At 60.3% G+C, this 14,086-nt stretch carries 16 protein-coding genes; 6 read left to right on the plus strand and 10 right to left on the minus strand.

Annotation, left to right across the window (positions count from 1 at the left end; translation table 11 throughout):
- Nucleotides 1–118: 118 nt before the first annotated feature.
- Nucleotides 119–775, plus strand: coding sequence for a histidinol-phosphatase (locus tag NDJ82_RS03955; RefSeq protein WP_099585888.1), 657 nt, complete (start codon nucleotides 119–121; stop codon nucleotides 773–775).
- 91 nt (nucleotides 776–866) lie between these two features.
- Here NDJ82_RS03955 and NDJ82_RS03960 read toward each other — a convergent pair whose 3' ends face one another.
- Together NDJ82_RS03960 and ilvA are read right to left on the minus strand one after the other, a co-directional pair.
- Nucleotides 867–1,280 (minus strand): DUF2269 family protein, encoded by a 414-nt coding sequence (locus NDJ82_RS03960; RefSeq protein ID WP_099585889.1) that lies wholly within the window; start codon nucleotides 1,278–1,280, stop codon nucleotides 867–869.
- A 42-nt stretch (nucleotides 1,281–1,322) separates the two neighbouring features.
- Complete coding sequence (ilvA, locus tag NDJ82_RS03965; protein ID WP_099585890.1) at nucleotides 1,323–2,837, minus strand: threonine ammonia-lyase, biosynthetic; 1,515 nt, start codon at nucleotides 2,835–2,837, stop codon at nucleotides 1,323–1,325.
- Nucleotides 2,838–2,973: 136 nt separating this feature from the next.
- On the opposite strand from ilvA, the gene rpiA reads away from it, so the two are divergent.
- On the plus strand, nucleotides 2,974–3,645 hold the full coding sequence (rpiA, locus tag NDJ82_RS03970) for a ribose-5-phosphate isomerase RpiA (protein ID WP_158879175.1): 672 nt from the start codon (nucleotides 2,974–2,976) through the stop codon (nucleotides 3,643–3,645).
- Between the two features lie 27 nt (nucleotides 3,646–3,672).
- Here rpiA and NDJ82_RS03975 read toward each other — a convergent pair whose 3' ends face one another.
- The 4 genes from NDJ82_RS03975 to NDJ82_RS03990 all read right to left on the minus strand — a co-directional run bounded on the left by NDJ82_RS03975 (nucleotide 3,673) and on the right by NDJ82_RS03990 (nucleotide 7,861).
- Nucleotides 3,673–4,587 (minus strand): SdiA-regulated domain-containing protein, encoded by a 915-nt coding sequence (locus NDJ82_RS03975; RefSeq protein WP_250924972.1) that lies wholly within the window; start codon nucleotides 4,585–4,587, stop codon nucleotides 3,673–3,675.
- Nucleotides 4,588–4,707: 120 nt separating this feature from the next.
- On the minus strand, nucleotides 4,708–5,634 hold the full coding sequence (locus tag NDJ82_RS03980; RefSeq protein WP_250924973.1) for an SdiA-regulated domain-containing protein: 927 nt from the start codon (nucleotides 5,632–5,634) through the stop codon (nucleotides 4,708–4,710).
- 155 nt (nucleotides 5,635–5,789) lie between these two features.
- Complete coding sequence (locus NDJ82_RS03985; protein WP_158879177.1) at nucleotides 5,790–6,455, minus strand: fumarylacetoacetate hydrolase family protein; 666 nt, start codon at nucleotides 6,453–6,455, stop codon at nucleotides 5,790–5,792.
- Nucleotides 6,456–6,466: 11 nt separating this feature from the next.
- A complete protein-coding gene (locus NDJ82_RS03990; protein ID WP_250924974.1) occupies nucleotides 6,467–7,861 on the minus strand; it encodes a D-2-hydroxyglutarate dehydrogenase in 1,395 nt (464 codons plus the stop codon).
- A gap of 205 nt (nucleotides 7,862–8,066) precedes the next feature.
- On the opposite strand from NDJ82_RS03990, the gene serA reads away from it, so the two are divergent.
- On the plus strand, nucleotides 8,067–9,296 hold the full coding sequence (serA, locus tag NDJ82_RS03995) for a phosphoglycerate dehydrogenase (protein WP_003176761.1): 1,230 nt from the start codon (nucleotides 8,067–8,069) through the stop codon (nucleotides 9,294–9,296).
- A 67-nt stretch (nucleotides 9,297–9,363) separates the two neighbouring features.
- Here serA and NDJ82_RS04000 read toward each other — a convergent pair whose 3' ends face one another.
- Nucleotides 9,364–9,804 (minus strand): DUF4399 domain-containing protein, encoded by a 441-nt coding sequence (locus NDJ82_RS04000; protein ID WP_250924975.1) that lies wholly within the window; start codon nucleotides 9,802–9,804, stop codon nucleotides 9,364–9,366.
- 134 nt (nucleotides 9,805–9,938) lie between these two features.
- On the opposite strand from NDJ82_RS04000, the gene NDJ82_RS04005 reads away from it, so the two are divergent.
- Complete coding sequence (locus NDJ82_RS04005) at nucleotides 9,939–10,463, plus strand: transporter substrate-binding domain-containing protein (RefSeq protein ID WP_112192697.1); 525 nt, start codon at nucleotides 9,939–9,941, stop codon at nucleotides 10,461–10,463.
- Here the strand turns inward: NDJ82_RS04005 and NDJ82_RS04010 are convergent.
- Together NDJ82_RS04010 and NDJ82_RS04015 are read right to left on the minus strand one after the other, a co-directional pair.
- Complete coding sequence (locus NDJ82_RS04010) at nucleotides 10,414–10,896, minus strand: 2-thiouracil desulfurase family protein (protein WP_250924976.1); 483 nt, start codon at nucleotides 10,894–10,896, stop codon at nucleotides 10,414–10,416. The genes NDJ82_RS04005 and NDJ82_RS04010 overlap by 50 nt on opposite strands.
- Before the next feature lie 2 nt (nucleotides 10,897–10,898).
- Complete coding sequence (locus tag NDJ82_RS04015) at nucleotides 10,899–11,531, minus strand: 2OG-Fe(II) oxygenase (protein ID WP_099585899.1); 633 nt, start codon at nucleotides 11,529–11,531, stop codon at nucleotides 10,899–10,901.
- Between the two features lie 131 nt (nucleotides 11,532–11,662).
- On the opposite strand from NDJ82_RS04015, the gene NDJ82_RS04020 reads away from it, so the two are divergent.
- Nucleotides 11,663–12,415 (plus strand): DUF2059 domain-containing protein, encoded by a 753-nt coding sequence (locus NDJ82_RS04020; protein WP_099585900.1) that lies wholly within the window; start codon nucleotides 11,663–11,665, stop codon nucleotides 12,413–12,415.
- 43 nt (nucleotides 12,416–12,458) lie between these two features.
- On the opposite strand, the gene bipL is transcribed toward NDJ82_RS04020, so the two are convergent.
- Entirely contained in the window at nucleotides 12,459–13,400 is a 942-nt protein-coding gene (gene bipL / locus NDJ82_RS04025; RefSeq protein ID WP_099585901.1) for a phospholipase BipL, read from the minus strand.
- A 104-nt stretch (nucleotides 13,401–13,504) separates the two neighbouring features.
- Here bipL and NDJ82_RS04030 point away from each other — a divergent pair, with 104 nt between their 5' ends.
- Nucleotides 13,505–14,080, plus strand: coding sequence for a DUF6436 domain-containing protein (locus NDJ82_RS04030; RefSeq protein ID WP_158879181.1), 576 nt, complete (start codon nucleotides 13,505–13,507; stop codon nucleotides 14,078–14,080).
- Nucleotides 14,081–14,086: the final 6 nt, after the last annotated feature.

Raw genomic sequence — 14,086 nt, forward strand, 5'->3', positions numbered from 1 at the left:
GCCGCATTGTTCCACAAAGGTTGTTCCAGCGGCAACGAGGCTTCTTACCTTATGTGCACTCTTGTGAAAAGACCGTATTCTGGACGCCTTTTTACAGACTTTTCAGCGAGTAACTGCAATGCGCCTGGCTTTATTCGACTTGGACAACACCCTTCTTGGCGGTGACAGCGACCACGCCTGGGGCGATTACCTGTGCGAACGCGGGATTCTTGACCGGGTAGCCTACAAAGCCCGTAACGATGAGTTCTATCAGGATTATCTGGCCGGCAAGCTGGATAACGCCGCCTACCTGAACTTTTGCCTGGAAATCCTCGGCCGCACCGAGATGGCCCAGTTGGATGAGTGGCACAACGACTATATGCGCGACTGCATCGAGCCGATCATGCTGCCACTGGCCGTGGAACTGCTGGCCAAGCACCGTGCCGCCGGTGACAAGCTGGTGATCATCACCGCCACCAACCGCTTCGTCACCGCGCCCATTGCTGCACGCCTGGGCGTCGAGACGCTGATTGCGACCGAGTGCGAGATGGAAAACGGCCGCTACACCGGGCGCAGCACCGATGTGCCGTGCTTTCGTGAAGGCAAGGTGACGCGCTTGAATCGTTGGCTGGAAGAGACGGGGTATAGCCTGCAAGACAGCTATTTCTATAGCGACTCGATGAATGACCTGCCGCTGCTGGAGCAGGTTACCCACCCGGTAGCGGTGGATCCGGACCCGAACTTGCGCGCCGAAGCCGAGAAGCGCGGGTGGCCGGTGATTACGCTGCGCAGCTGATGGCCCTATCGGGGGCAAGCCCCCTCCCACACTTGATTTGTGAACACAGTCAAATGTGGGAGGGGGCTTGCCCCCGATAAGGTCTCAAGCCTTAAACCGGCTTGGCACCCATCAACCCCGCAATCGCCACAAACCCCACCAGGCTGACCACCGCCAGCACCAGGGTGAAGTTCAGACTACCTCCCTCCCCCTTACGCAGGCGATTAAGCCGCGCCACCAGCCAGAACCACGCCAGCGCCGCCACGGTATAGAGAATGCTGGAGCCCAGAATCCAAGTCTGCCCCAACGGCCAGCCAGTCAGGTGCACCAGCCACCAGCCCGTAAACGGCATGCTCACCACGCAAATGCCCATCAGCAACCACACGAACGCCCACGGGCGCTGCACGGTCACCGCCGCGCCGGCGCTGCGTTTACGCCACGCCAGCAGCGCCAGGCCGAGGCCGCTGAGCAACAACACCACGGTGGCTGCAATGTGGATAACTTTCAGGGTGATCAGGGTTTCCATGTTTCGTATTCCTTAGAGGCCGCCCCCAATCAGCGTAGTCGCTCAACCGAGGAACAGTTTATAGGCCGGGTTATCGCTTTCATCCCAGTACGGGTAGCCAATGGCTTCGAGGGCCGCCGGTACCAGGTGACGCTCGCTCGCCGGCACTTGCAGGCCGGCGACCACACGGCCGTCCGCCGCGCCGTGGTTGCGATAGTGGAACATCGAGATGTTCCAGCGCCCGCCTAATTTGTTAAGAAAGTTGAACAGCGCCCCCGGACGCTCCGGGAATTCGAAACGGAACACCACTTCATTGCTGACGTGGGCCGCATGCCCGCCGACCATATGGCGGATATGCAGCTTGGCCAGTTCGTTCTCGGTCAAGTCCAGCACCGGGAAGCCCTGCTCGGTGAGGCTGGCGATCAGCGCACTGCGCGGGTCGGTTTCCGGGTGCGTTTGCACGCCAACGAAGATGTGCGCCTCGCTGCCGGAGTGGTAGCGGTAGTTGAATTCGGTGATCTGGCGCTTGCCCACGGCCTCGCAGAACGCCTTGAAGCTGCCTGGTTGCTCGGGAATGGTCACGGCGATGATGGCCTCGCGGCCTTCACCCAGTTCGGCGCGCTCGGCCACGTGGCGCAGGCGGTCGAAGTTGACGTTGGCCCCGGAGTCGATGGCGACAAAGGTCTGGCCGCTGACACCACGGGTCTCGACGTACTTCTTGATGCCCGCCACGCCCAACGCGCCTGCCGGCTCGGTGATGGAACGGGTGTCGTCGTAGATATCCTTGATCGCCGCACAGATTTCATCGGTGCTCACGGTAATCACTTCGTCGACATAGTCTTTGCAGATATCAAAGGTGTGCTGGCCGATCTGTGCCACCGCAACGCCGTCGGCAAAGATCCCGACCGTCGGCAACACCACGCGCTCACCCGCCGCCATGGCGGCTTGCAGGCAGTTGGAGTCATCCGGCTCGACGCCGATGATCTTGATTTCCGGTCGCAGGTATTTCACATACGCCGCGATGCCTGCGATCAGGCCACCACCGCCCACCGGGACGAAAATCGCATCCAGCGGGCCTGGATGCTGGCGCAGAATTTCCATCGCCACGGTGCCCTGCCCGGCAATGGTGTGCGGATCATCGTAGGGGTGAATGTAGACGTAGCCTTTTTCGTCGACCAGTTTCAGCGAGTAGGCCAGCGCTTCCGGGAAGGAGTCGCCGTGCAGCACCACTTTGCCGCCGCGAGAGCGCACGCCTTCGACTTTGATTTCAGGGGTGGTCTTGGGCATCACAATCGTGGCCTTGACCCCCAGCACCTTGGCCGCCAGGGCCAGGCCTTGCGCATGGTTGCCCGCCGACGCCGTCACCACGCCTCGCGCACGCTCTTCGGCGCTCAGTTGCGTCAGCTTGTTATAAGCGCCGCGAATCTTGAACGAGAACACCGGCTGCAAATCCTCGCGCTTGAGCCAGACCTTGTTACCCAGGCGCTCTGAGAGCTGGCGGGCGGTCTGCAGCGGGGTTTCTACGGCAACGTCGTAAACGCGCGAGGTGAGGATCTTTTTGACGTACTGTTCAAGCATCGGCGGGAATCACTGAGCAGGTTGGGCAGGGCCAAGGAGTCTAACCCAGCGTTTGGGCGGGCGACCACACGAATCCCGAGGTTTTGTTGGGTTATACTCGCGCCCCTCTTTACTCCCCGCCCGTTCCGGAGCCCGCATGACCCAGGATCAACTCAAACAGGCAGTGGCCCAGGCCGCCGTCGATTTAATCCTTCCTAAACTCGACGACAAAAGCATCGTCGGTGTCGGCACCGGCTCCACTGCCAACTGCTTTATCGACGCACTGGCCCAGCACAAAGGCGCGTTCGACGGCGCCGTGGCCAGCTCCGAAGCCACCGCCGCACGCCTGAAGGGCCATGGCATTCCAGTGTACGAGCTCAACACCGTGAGCGACCTGGAGTTCTACGTCGACGGCGCCGATGAGAGCGACGAGCACCTGAACCTGATCAAGGGCGGCGGCGCAGCCCTGACCCGCGAGAAGATCGTCGCGGCCGTGGCCAAGACCTTCATCTGCATCGCCGACGCCAGCAAGCTGGTGCCGGTCCTCGGCGCGTTCCCGCTGCCAGTGGAAGTGATCCCGATGGCCCGCAGCCACGTAGCCCGCGAGCTGGTGAAACTGGGCGGCGACCCGGTGTACCGCGAAGGCGTGTTGACCGACAACGGCAACATCATCCTCGACGTGTTCAATATGCAGATCACCAACCCGGTGGAGCTGGAAACCCAGATCAATGCGATTGTCGGCGTGGTCACCAACGGTTTGTTCGCGGCGCGTCCGGCGGATGTGCTGCTGCTCGGCACCTCTGAAGGCGTCAAAACCCTCAGGGCCTGAGAACACTACATTGGTTTGGCGGTGTTTTCAGGGACTGGGTTTCTTGAACACGTAGAACAGGTTCGGCTCGCTGACCAGATACAACGTACCTTCGTCATCCATGGCGATCCCTTCGGCCTGAGGCACACGCTTTTTCAGGCCGTGACGGCCGTTGAGCAGAGAAAGACTGCTCAACGGGCGACCGTCGATATCCAGCTCCAATACCAAAAACGACTCATCCGACAGTGCCAGCAGGTGGCCGCTGCGCTCGTCGTATTGCAGGCTCGACAGGTCACGCACAAACAGCCCGGCGTCGCGCTTGGGGTTGTTGATCACGTGCACCGAGTAGGTTTTTTCCGGCTTGAAATGGGGAAAACCGTGGACCTCGTAGATCAGCATCGGGTCGCGCTCCTTGGCCACGAACAGGCGCTTGCCCACCGAGTCATAGGCCAAGCCCTCAAAACCCTTGTTGCTACCTACGTGCAAGCCCAGGGTCATCTGCTCCGCATCGGCGGCATCGAGGAACTGGGTCTCGTCGTCCACATGCACCTTGATCAACCGCTGCTGGCGTTCGTCGGTGATGACATAGATGTTGTCGCTGATAAATTCCACGGCTTCGGCATCGCCGAACCCCACCAAAGGGATGCGCCGCAGGATCTTGCCGTCCAAAGACAACTCGATCAGTTCGGCATTTTGATTGGTGACGGTAAACAGGCTTTTGCGCACCGGATCATAGGTGAGGGCCGAGACATCGTCGTCCAGACCCTCAATGACCCGGGCCTCCAGCGTTACCCGGTATTCGGCCAGGCCAATGGAGCGCTCATCGGCGGGTTGGCGCCACACCTGCCAGTTGAACCAGGCGCGCTCGAACAGGCGAAAGTGCTGCCCAGCGACTCCGGCGCAGATCAGGGCGATCAGCGCCAGGAGAAACAGAATGGGTTTGGGGCTGGCAAGTCGGCGCATTGGGCGGGCTCAAAATCAAAAGTGGCGAATGAATATCACGCCTGTCTGAATTTAAACTTAAACGCGCCCGGATGTCTGGCGAATGCCGCAGATAGAGAAATATCCGACGTAACTGGCCGTCTATTTCTGCCTTTCGAAACGATAGAACAGGTTCGGCTCACTGACCATGTACAGCGTGCCATCCTCATCCATGGTCACCCCTTCCGCCCGGGGAATGGTTTTGCCCAGGCCATTGAAGCCGCCCAGCAAGGTCATGAAGCTGACCTGTTCGCCCTTCTCGTCCAACTCCAGCAACAGGTGGGAATCGGCCGAAAGCACCAGGAGGTGGCCGGTGCGCGGGTCGACAGCCAACGCCGAAAGGTTGCGCATATCCAGTTCTTTGCTGGCGAGTTTTTGCTTGTCGCCAACCAGGGTCTGGCTGCCGTCGCTTTTCCAGGTGAACAACGCCGGCGGGCGCTCCTCGCCCAGTACAAGCTGCTGGCCTAGCTTGTCCCAGGTGATCGCCTCAAAGGCTTTGTTCTGGTCTTTGGAGGGGCCCAGGTCATAACTCAGGAAATCAGCTTTGTTCAGTTGCTGGGTAGAGGCATCGACCTTGACGATGGTCAGGCTGTGGTCGCGCTCATCGACCACCGCCAGCAGGCCATTTTCCATGACCGTAACACCTTCCGGGTTGCTCCAGCCGTTAAGCGGCATCTTGCGCAGCACATCGCCTTGCAGGCTCAACTCAACGAGGAAAGGGTTTTTTCCCATGACGGAAAACAGGGTTTTGGTCTGCGGGTTGTAGGAAACGTCCGAGGCCTCGTCCTTCTCCATGCCTGGCAAGACTTTCGCGTCGATGACGGCGTGGTAGTCCGGCAACCACACACTTTCATTGCGCTCAGCCGATGTTTCAAAGCGCTCCGACACCCACAGCATGCCGCGATCGTCCCAATGCATGGCCCAGGCAACGCCATAAACGATGACGCCTGCCAAAAACAGCCAGGAATACCAGCGCAGGGCAAAACGAGAACGCGGCTTGGGTGTGGCGGAAGGCAGGGACACGGCCATGGGGCGCTTTTTCCGGAAAGTCAGCGTTAGGGGATAGCACAAGGCCAAGGATTATCCGGATAGTGTGTGAAAAAAATGCAAAAACCCAGATTAAGTGGACCCACACAAATCAATATGGGAGGGGCTTGCCCCCTCCCACAGGTTTGACCAGGTGTTTATCGAACGCTGCTTTCGAAGCGGTTCACGCCGGTCAGTTCCAACACAAGTTCATCACCCACATTCAACGGGCCTACACCCGCCGGAGTGCCAGTGAGGATCACATCACCGGCCTGCAGCGAGAAGCAGCCGGCCATGTGCTGGATCATCGGGATGATCGGGTTGAGCATCTGCGCGCTATTGCCGTCCTGGCGCACTTCGCCGTTGATGGCCAGGCGAATGCCGATATCGGTCACATCCGCAAAGGTACTGCTCACCACAAAGGGGGCAATCACTGCCGCGCCGTCGAAGGATTTGGCGATTTCCCACGGCAGGCCCTTGGCTTTCAGCTCGGCCTGCTTGTCACGCAGGGTCAAATCCAGGGCCGGGGCGAAGCCGGAGATGGCATCCAGCACTTCTTCACGGCTTGGCTTGTTCGACAGTGGCTTGCCGATCAATACCGCGATTTCCGCTTCATAGTGCACCGAGCCACGCTCGGCAGGGATGGCAAAACCGCCTTCCAGCGGCACTACGCAGCTGCCGGGCTTGATGAACAGCAACGGCTCGGTCGGCACCGGGTTGTCCAGTTCCTTGGCATGTTCGGCGTAGTTACGCCCAATGCACACCACTTTACCCACCGGGAAGTGGATGTTGGTGCCGTCGACATACTTGTGCTGGTAGCTCATGGAACGACTCCTTAAACAGCGAAGATCTTGCCAGGGTTCATGATCCCGTTAGGGTCGAATACCGCTTTCACGGCCTTCATGTATTCGATTTCAACCGGCGAGCGGCTGTAGGTCAGGTAATCGCGCTTGGTCATGCCCACGCCGTGTTCGGCGGAGATCGACCCGTTGTACTTCTCGACGGTTTCGAACACCCACTTGTTCACCGTGGCGCACTTGGCGAAGAACTCGTCCTTGCTCAGGTTTTCCGGCTTGAGGATGTTCAGGTGCAGGTTGCCGTCGCCGATATGGCCGAACCAGACAATTTCGAAATCGGGGTAGTGTTCGCCGACGATCGCGTCAATTTCCTTCAAGAACGCCGGCACCTTGGAGACAGTGACCGAGATGTCGTTCTTGTACGGCGTCCAGTGGGAAATGGTCTCGGAGATGTACTCGCGCAGTTTCCACAGGTTGTGCAGTTGGGTTTCGCTCTGGCTCATCACGCCGTCCAGCACCCAGCCCTGCTCGACGCAGTGCTCGAAGGTTTCCAGGGCGTGGTTGGCGACTTCTTCGGTGGTGGCTTCGAATTCCAGCAGCGCGTAGAACGGGCACTCGGTTTCGAACGGCGCCGGCACGTCGCCACGGCCCATGACCTTGGCCAGGGCTTTGTCGGAGAAAAATTCGAACGCGGTCAGGTCCAGCTTGCTCTGGAACGCGTGCAGCACCGGCATGATCGAGTCGAAATCAGTAGTGCCGAGCACCATGGCGGTGAGGTTCTTCGGCGCCCGGTCCAGGCGCATGGTGGCTTCGACTACAAAGCCCAGGGTGCCTTCCGCGCCAATAAACAGCTGGCGCATGTCGTAGCCGGTGGCGTTCTTGATCAGGTCGCGGTTCAGTTCCAGCACGTCGCCCTTGCCGGTGACGACTTTCATGCCGGCCACCCAGTTACGGGTCATGCCGTAGCGAATCACCTTGATCCCGCCGGCATTGGTGCCGATATTGCCGCCAATCTGGCTCGAACCGGACGAGGCGAAGTCTACCGGGTAGTAGAGGCCTTTTTCTTCGGCGACGTTCTGCAATTGCTTGGTGACCACGCCCGGCTGGCACACGGCAGTGCGGTCGGTGAGGTTCACGTCGAGAATCTGGTTCATATAGTCGAACGACACAACCACTTCGCCATTGGCCGCCACGGCCGCTGCCGACAGGCCGGTACGACCACCGGACGGCACCAGCGCCACCTTGTGTTCATTGGCCCAGCGCACAATGGCCTGAACCTGCTCGATGGTCTTGGGGAAGACGATGGCGGTGGGCGCAGGTGCGAAGTGCTTGGTCCAATCCTTGCCGTAAGCCTCCAGGGAGTCGGCGTCGGTCAGCACTTTGCCGGGCTCAACCAGGGTCTTTAGCTCATCAATCAGGGCAGGATGGGTCATCGACAGAACTCTCGAACAATTCATGGTCATCCTGAGAACGCTTCACGTCGCAGGAATGGGTGTTTAGCGGGGCACGTATGCTAGCATACCGCCCCCGCAGGACAGAGCCCAAGGGCGTTTCTGCGGTGACGGCTTTCCTGCCGTCCGGGTCAGCTTAAGTGATCCGACTCCCTGCCATTTTTCTCCGGGATACAGGTTTACGCAGATGAGCAAGACTTCTCTCGATAAGAGCAAGATCAAGTTCCTTCTTCTGGAAGGCGTCCACCCATCGGCTGTCGACGTTCTGAAAGCCGCCGGGTACACCAGCATTGAGTACATCACCAGTTCTCTGCCGGAAGCCCAGCTCAAGGAAAAGATCGCCGACGCGCACTTCATCGGCATTCGCTCCCGCACTCAGCTGACCGAGGAGATCTTCGATCACGCCAAGAAACTCGTGGCAGTTGGCTGTTTCTGCATCGGCACCAACCAGGTCGACCTCAACGCAGCCCGCGAGCGCGGCATCGCCGTGTTCAACGCACCGTACTCCAACACCCGTTCCGTTGCGGAGCTGGTGCTGGCCGAGGCCATCCTGCTGCTGCGCGGTATCCCTGAGAAGAACGCTTCCTGCCACCGTGGCGGCTGGATCAAAAGTGCGGCCAACTCCTTCGAAATCCGGGGCAAGAAGCTGGGTATCGTCGGTTACGGCTCGATCGGCACTCAGCTGTCGGTACTGGCTGAAGGCCTTGGCATGCAGGTGTTCTTCTACGACACGCTGACCAAGCTGCCATTGGGCAACGCGACCCAGGTGTCGAGCCTGACCGAGCTGCTGGGCATGTCCGATATCGTGACCCTGCACGTTCCGGAAACCGCTGAGACCCAGTGGATGATCGGCGAGAAGGAAATCCGCGCCATCAAGAAAGGCGGCATCCTGATCAACGCTGCACGCGGCACCGTGGTCGAGCTGGACGCCCTGGCCGACGCGATCAAGGACAAGCACCTGATCGGCGCCGCCATCGACGTGTTCCCGGTGGAGCCACGCTCCAACGACGATATCTTCGAAAGCCCGCTGCGTGGCCTGGACAACGTGATCCTGACCCCGCACATCGGCGGTTCCACCGCTGAAGCCCAGGCCAACATCGGCCTGGAAGTCTCGGAAAAACTGGTCAAGTACAGCGACAACGGTACTTCCGTATCGTCCGTGAACTTCCCGGAAGTGGCCCTGCCGGCTCACCCTGGCAAGCACCGTCTGCTGCACATCCACCAGAACATCCCTGGCGTGATGATGGAGATCAACAAGGTCTTCGCGGAAAACGGCATCAACATCTCCGGTCAGTTCCTGCAGACCAACGAGAAAGTCGGCTACGTGGTCATCGACGTCGACGCCGAGTACTCGGACCTGGCGCAAGAGAAGCTGCAGCACATCAACGGCACCATCCGTAGCCGCGTGTTGTTCTAACGTTTTAAACGCTGCACAAAAAATGGGAGACCCGCAGGGGTCTCCCATTTTTTTGTCTGAACAAATCTTACTTGACGTTAACCGTGATGACTTTCGAGGCTACAGTCGGATTGAACTGCATGTGCAGCTTGTCGCCGGCCACCAGTTGCAAGGTGTGTTTGCCTGGGGCGAGGGTCAGTTCGGTCTCGGTCTGAGCCTTGCCGTAGTGGATCACGGTGTCGGTGGCCGGAATCGGTACGCTGGCGTCCGGCAGTTCTTTCTGGTCGATCAGCAGGTGGTGGTGGCCGGTGCCTGGATCCTGGCTGGTGGCCGGGGCCAGCTTCAGGCCTTCCATGCCGAATTTGACGGTGAACGTTTTATCGACGGTGGCACCGTCTTTCGGCGAGACGATAAATACCTTGGCGCCTTCAGGTGGTGCGCTACGCGGGATGCCGTCGGCGGCATTGGCCAGCATCGAAGCACCCAGCAGCAGGGAGGCCAGGGTTGCACGGGACAAAAGGGCTTTCATTCGCTTCTCCAGTTTTTCTGTGAAATCTGTAGGGTTATGACAACTTCGCGACAAATTGCTGTCCAAGGCACTCACCACCATAGCAAAGCGATGCTGAACGGCGCCTCGCACATTCGAATTCTTTAGGAGTGACCATGCGCTTTTCGCCTGGCCTGTTACTTTTGCTTCCCCTTCTGAGCCCTTTGGCGCATGCCGAACTGATCGACGACGTGAATGATCGCGGCGAACTGCGCATCGCCCTTGAAGCCGACACTCCACCCTATAACTTCAAGGAAGGCGACAAACTCACCGGCTTCGAAGTCGAGCTGGGAGAACTGCTGGCGAAGGAAATGGACGTGCGCTCCTCGTTCATCACCACCGATGACGCCGACCTGCTGCCGGGGGTCGCCACCGGCAAGTACGACGTGGCCATCAACCATATCGCTATGACTGCCGAGCTTAAGGATCAGTTCGATTTCAGCGAGGCTTATAGCGAGAAGCCTGAGCTGGCAATCCCGTTCCAGAAGGGCAACCCGGCATTCAAGACGAGTTTGGACGGCGCATTGAAGCGGGTGAAGGACGACGGCCGGTTGAAGGCGCTGTCGCAGAAGTGGTTGGAGGGCGATGCCCCTACAGTAGCGCCAACGCCTGCGCCGCCTCAGGCAACTCCAACTCACTGAACACCTGTACGCCGTGGCGCTTGAGCAGCGCCGCCGTGACGCCCTCGCCAGTCACCTTCACGCCCGTGAAGGTGCCGTCATAGGTCAGCAGGTTGCCGCAGGACGGGCTATTGGCCTTGAGGATGGCGATGCGGATGCCGTGGCGCTGCACCAACGCCAGGGCCTGACGGGCGCCATCGAGAAAGGCGGCGCTGAAATCTCCACCTTCGGCCGTGAGCACTTTGGCGCGGCCTTCCCAGACATCAATGCCTTGCCCGCCGGGAATCTCGGCAGAGGGCCTGGGCGTCGGCAAACCGCCCGACACTTCCGGGCAGATAGCTACCACCCGGCCTTCGGCCTGCCACGCCGCCAGTTGGTCAAACGGCCCGCTGGCACCGCCGTCGTAACGTACCTTGTGGCCGAGCAGGCAGCGGCTGATCAGAATCTTTTGCATGGTTAAAACGGCTCGTTGCCCCGCCGGCGAAACCAGCCGGTGAGGGACAGGCGTTCACGCGTGGCGGGCATGACTTCGTGGGGCACTTCGCCCGACAGGAACACCACCAGGCAACCGCCGGTGGGCACCACATCGTATTCGACGCCGCCTTTGAGGTACATGCGCAACTGACCGCCATGCTCGGGCAGCCAGGCGTCGTTCAAGTAGATCACCGCCGAGACCATGCGCCGGTCGTCGTCGCGAAAACGGTCCAGGTGCTTGAGGTAAAACGCTCCTGGCGGGTACATCGCGAAGTGGCTTTCGAAATCTTCCAGGCCCAGGAACAAGCCCCGGTTCATCGCCAGGCGCACGCTGTCCATCACCGCCATGTAGCTGTCGCAGACGGCAGCATCGCCCTCCTCCAGCCACTGGATATGGTCGCCACGAATGCCCTCGCGAATTTCCTGAGACGGTCCGCGCCCCACCGCCGCCGGCGCCAGTTCACCCTCGGCCGCACGTTTACGGCACTCAGCCGCCAGTTCCAGGGTCAGAGCCTGGGGCAGGAAGCCGTTCTGCTGCGACCAACCTTTTTCGGCCAGGTCGTCGACAATGCGTTGCAGCAGGGGGTGATCGAGGGGTATTTGCATGGCGCGCATAGTATCCATACGTCTTCAAATCCGACAGCGCCGTCGAGCGTCTCACCACACTTTAGTCAGGTGACTGATAGGACTTCTCGACAAATCCTACGCCCGACACGGACAATAGTGGCCGACTGACAGGAGTCCATATGCGTCGTTTGTTTTTTTCCTTGCTGATGTTCTGCGTTTTGCCCGCTTGGGCAGACGGCCATGACCAGTTGTACAAGGTCGCCGGCTGGGCCGAACAACGTGCGCATTTCAATGACGCCCTCAGTGCTGCCCAGCAGCGCTACCGCAACAGCCTGCCGCCAGCGGTTTACCAGGCGTTGGTGGACAACAGCAATAAACGCTTTGCCGCACAGCCCATGGACCAACGCGCCGAGGCGCAGTTGCGCAAGAACCTGGCAGACCCCAAGCCTGCCCTGGCGTTTTTCCAATCACCGCTGGGCCGCAAGATTGTCGCCGCCGAACTGCTCGCCACCCGCCGCGATCAACTGGCGAAAAATGCCCAGGGCCTGCCTAAAATCGAAGCCGACGCCACGCGCAGCCTGATCATCGGCCACCTGGCCCAGGCGCTCCCCGCCCGCGAGGCTGGTGCAGAAGTCAGCTTGGCGATTGCCGGTGTCGCGGCTGACAGCTTGAGCCAGATGATCCCTGGCCTGCTGGGTGGGGGTCAGGCCCAAGGCATGTTGAATGGCCAGCGTGAGCGGTTGATGCAGCAGATTGGGAATGATCTGAACAATACGCTGCTGTATGTCTATCGGGATTTGTCTGACCCGGAGCTGGAAGAATTCGCGACGTTTGCGGAGTCGCCGCAGGGTAAGGCGTATTACCAGGCGGCGCTGGCAGCGATCCGCGCCGGGCTGGCGGTGGGCCAGAGCACCTCAAGCCTGGCACCTTAACCAATGTGGGAGGGAGCAAGCCCCCTCCCACATTGGGATTGTGTTATTTCAAATGGTCTGTCAAATACCGGAAGTACTCTTCACGAATCTCCGGAATCTCATTCGCCAAGTGATGCCGGCCACGGGGCAGCATCAACACCTCAGGCGCATCAAACTTGCCCCGCAGCACCTGCAAGTTGTGCTGCCAGTCCACCGTCATATCTTCCTCACCCTGCACAATCACCGGCCTCCGCGAGCTGTGCGGTGCGGCTTCGATACGCTTGATCCAGCGTGACAGTGCGCCCACCCAGGCGGTGGGCAGTTGGCGCGGCTGCAGCGGGTCAGCCTCCAGGAACGGCTTGAATTGCGGGTCGTTGGTGTTCTCGCTGAATCGCCGGGCGATGCCTTTGACGAACGGACGCAGCAGGTAATAGCTGAGCTGCGACCACCCCCACGCCCGCGGCCGTACCAACGGCGACAACAGGAAGGTCTTGCCCTGGGCCGGGCTGTCGGCACCGTGGTGAAGCAGGTGATCCACCACTACCGCGCCGCCGGTACTTTGCCCGAACAGGTGCCAGGGTTGCGGCAGTTGCAGCGCTTGGGCCTGGGCGAACAGTGCCTGCACCACGTCTTGGTACACCGCGAAATCATCAATGCTGGCGCGCACCCCGCTGGACAGGCCGTGTCCCGGCAGGTCGCAGGCGATCACCACGAAGCCCTGGTCCAGCGCCCAGTCCACCACGTGGCGATACAGGCCCATATGGTCGTAGAAGCCGTGGAACATAAACATCGTTGCCACCGGTTGTGGCGGCGACCACACCTGCCCCACCACCTCGAACCCGCGCACTTCAAAGCGTCCCAGACGGCTCACAGCCGGCACTTTGCGCGCGGCCAGGTCCAACCCATAAAAACGCTGGTACACCCGCGCTTCGGCGCTGAGCGGTTGCGCATCCACCAGGGGTCGCAAGCTATCGCGCAGATGATCGGGGTCAAAGGTAACGGGCATAAGAGGTTCCAGACTAAACGTACAGCGCAGATGAATATCGAGCTGCGATATTCATCTGTCAGGGCAGGCATGGCAAGCTACGCGACCTTCGAGGATTGATCTGAATGCGACAACCCTACCGCACCACCCTGTTTGCCAGCCTGATCCTGATCATCTGCGCGGGCGTGCTGTGGGCCGCGTATGACTGGTTCCAGGGCCGCTACCTGCGCGCCTTCAGCGAACACACCGCGGTGTTTTCCGGCGATGCACTGCGCCTGCCTGCCGAACTGAGTGGCCCAGGTCCGATCCGCCTGGTGCACTTCTGGGACCCGGCCTGCCCGTGCAACGTTGGCAACCAGCAGCACCTGGGCGAGTTGATCGAGCACTACGCGCCCCAGGGCGTCGAGTTCTACGCCCTGCAAAAACCCGGCAGCCACGGCCGGTTGCCCGACAACCTGCGCAACATGAAAATCCTCACCGCCCTGCCCGGCGCCGACCAGGTACCGGCCAGCCCAGCCGTAGGCATCTGGGATCGCACAGGAAAGCTCGCGTATTTCGGGCCGTACAGTGAAGGCCTGACGTGCAACGCCAGCAACAGTTTTATCGAACCGATCCTGAAGGCACTTCAAGCAGGCCGTGAAGTGAGTGCCACCCACACCCTGGCAGTGGGCTGCTATTGTTCGTGGCCTGAAGATCGTTAGTCACTC

It is taken from the genome of Pseudomonas sp. SR18, assembly GCF_023701505.1.
Lineage (GTDB): Bacteria > Pseudomonadota > Gammaproteobacteria > Pseudomonadales > Pseudomonadaceae > Aquipseudomonas > Aquipseudomonas cyclaminis.

Excerpts from the sequence above, each read along its gene's own strand:
- NDJ82_RS03955 (WP_099585888.1), top strand. The coding sequence starts at position 119 with ATGCGCCTGGCTTTATTCGACTTGGACAACACCCTTCTTGGCGGTGAC.
- NDJ82_RS03960 (WP_099585889.1), bottom strand. The coding sequence starts at position 1,280 with ATGGAAACCCTGATCACCCTGAAAGTTATCCACATTGCAGCCACCGTG.
- ilvA (WP_099585890.1), bottom strand. The coding sequence starts at position 2,837 with ATGCTTGAACAGTACGTCAAAAAGATCCTCACCTCGCGCGTTTACGAC.
- rpiA (WP_158879175.1), top strand. The coding sequence starts at position 2,974 with ATGACCCAGGATCAACTCAAACAGGCAGTGGCCCAGGCCGCCGTCGAT.
- NDJ82_RS03975 (WP_250924972.1), bottom strand. The coding sequence starts at position 4,587 with ATGCGCCGACTTGCCAGCCCCAAACCCATTCTGTTTCTCCTGGCGCTG.
- NDJ82_RS03980 (WP_250924973.1), bottom strand. The coding sequence starts at position 5,634 with ATGGCCGTGTCCCTGCCTTCCGCCACACCCAAGCCGCGTTCTCGTTTT.
- NDJ82_RS03985 (WP_158879177.1), bottom strand. The coding sequence starts at position 6,455 with ATGAGCTACCAGCACAAGTATGTCGACGGCACCAACATCCACTTCCCG.
- NDJ82_RS03990 (WP_250924974.1), bottom strand. The coding sequence starts at position 7,861 with ATGACCCATCCTGCCCTGATTGATGAGCTAAAGACCCTGGTTGAGCCC.
- serA (WP_003176761.1), top strand. The coding sequence starts at position 8,067 with ATGAGCAAGACTTCTCTCGATAAGAGCAAGATCAAGTTCCTTCTTCTG.
- NDJ82_RS04000 (WP_250924975.1), bottom strand. The coding sequence starts at position 9,804 with ATGAAAGCCCTTTTGTCCCGTGCAACCCTGGCCTCCCTGCTGCTGGGT.
- NDJ82_RS04005 (WP_112192697.1), top strand. The coding sequence starts at position 9,939 with ATGCGCTTTTCGCCTGGCCTGTTACTTTTGCTTCCCCTTCTGAGCCCT.
- NDJ82_RS04010 (WP_250924976.1), bottom strand. The coding sequence starts at position 10,896 with ATGCAAAAGATTCTGATCAGCCGCTGCCTGCTCGGCCACAAGGTACGT.
- NDJ82_RS04015 (WP_099585899.1), bottom strand. The coding sequence starts at position 11,531 with ATGCGCGCCATGCAAATACCCCTCGATCACCCCCTGCTGCAACGCATT.
- NDJ82_RS04020 (WP_099585900.1), top strand. The coding sequence starts at position 11,663 with ATGCGTCGTTTGTTTTTTTCCTTGCTGATGTTCTGCGTTTTGCCCGCT.
- bipL (WP_099585901.1), bottom strand. The coding sequence starts at position 13,400 with ATGCCCGTTACCTTTGACCCCGATCATCTGCGCGATAGCTTGCGACCC.
- NDJ82_RS04030 (WP_158879181.1), top strand. The coding sequence starts at position 13,505 with ATGCGACAACCCTACCGCACCACCCTGTTTGCCAGCCTGATCCTGATC.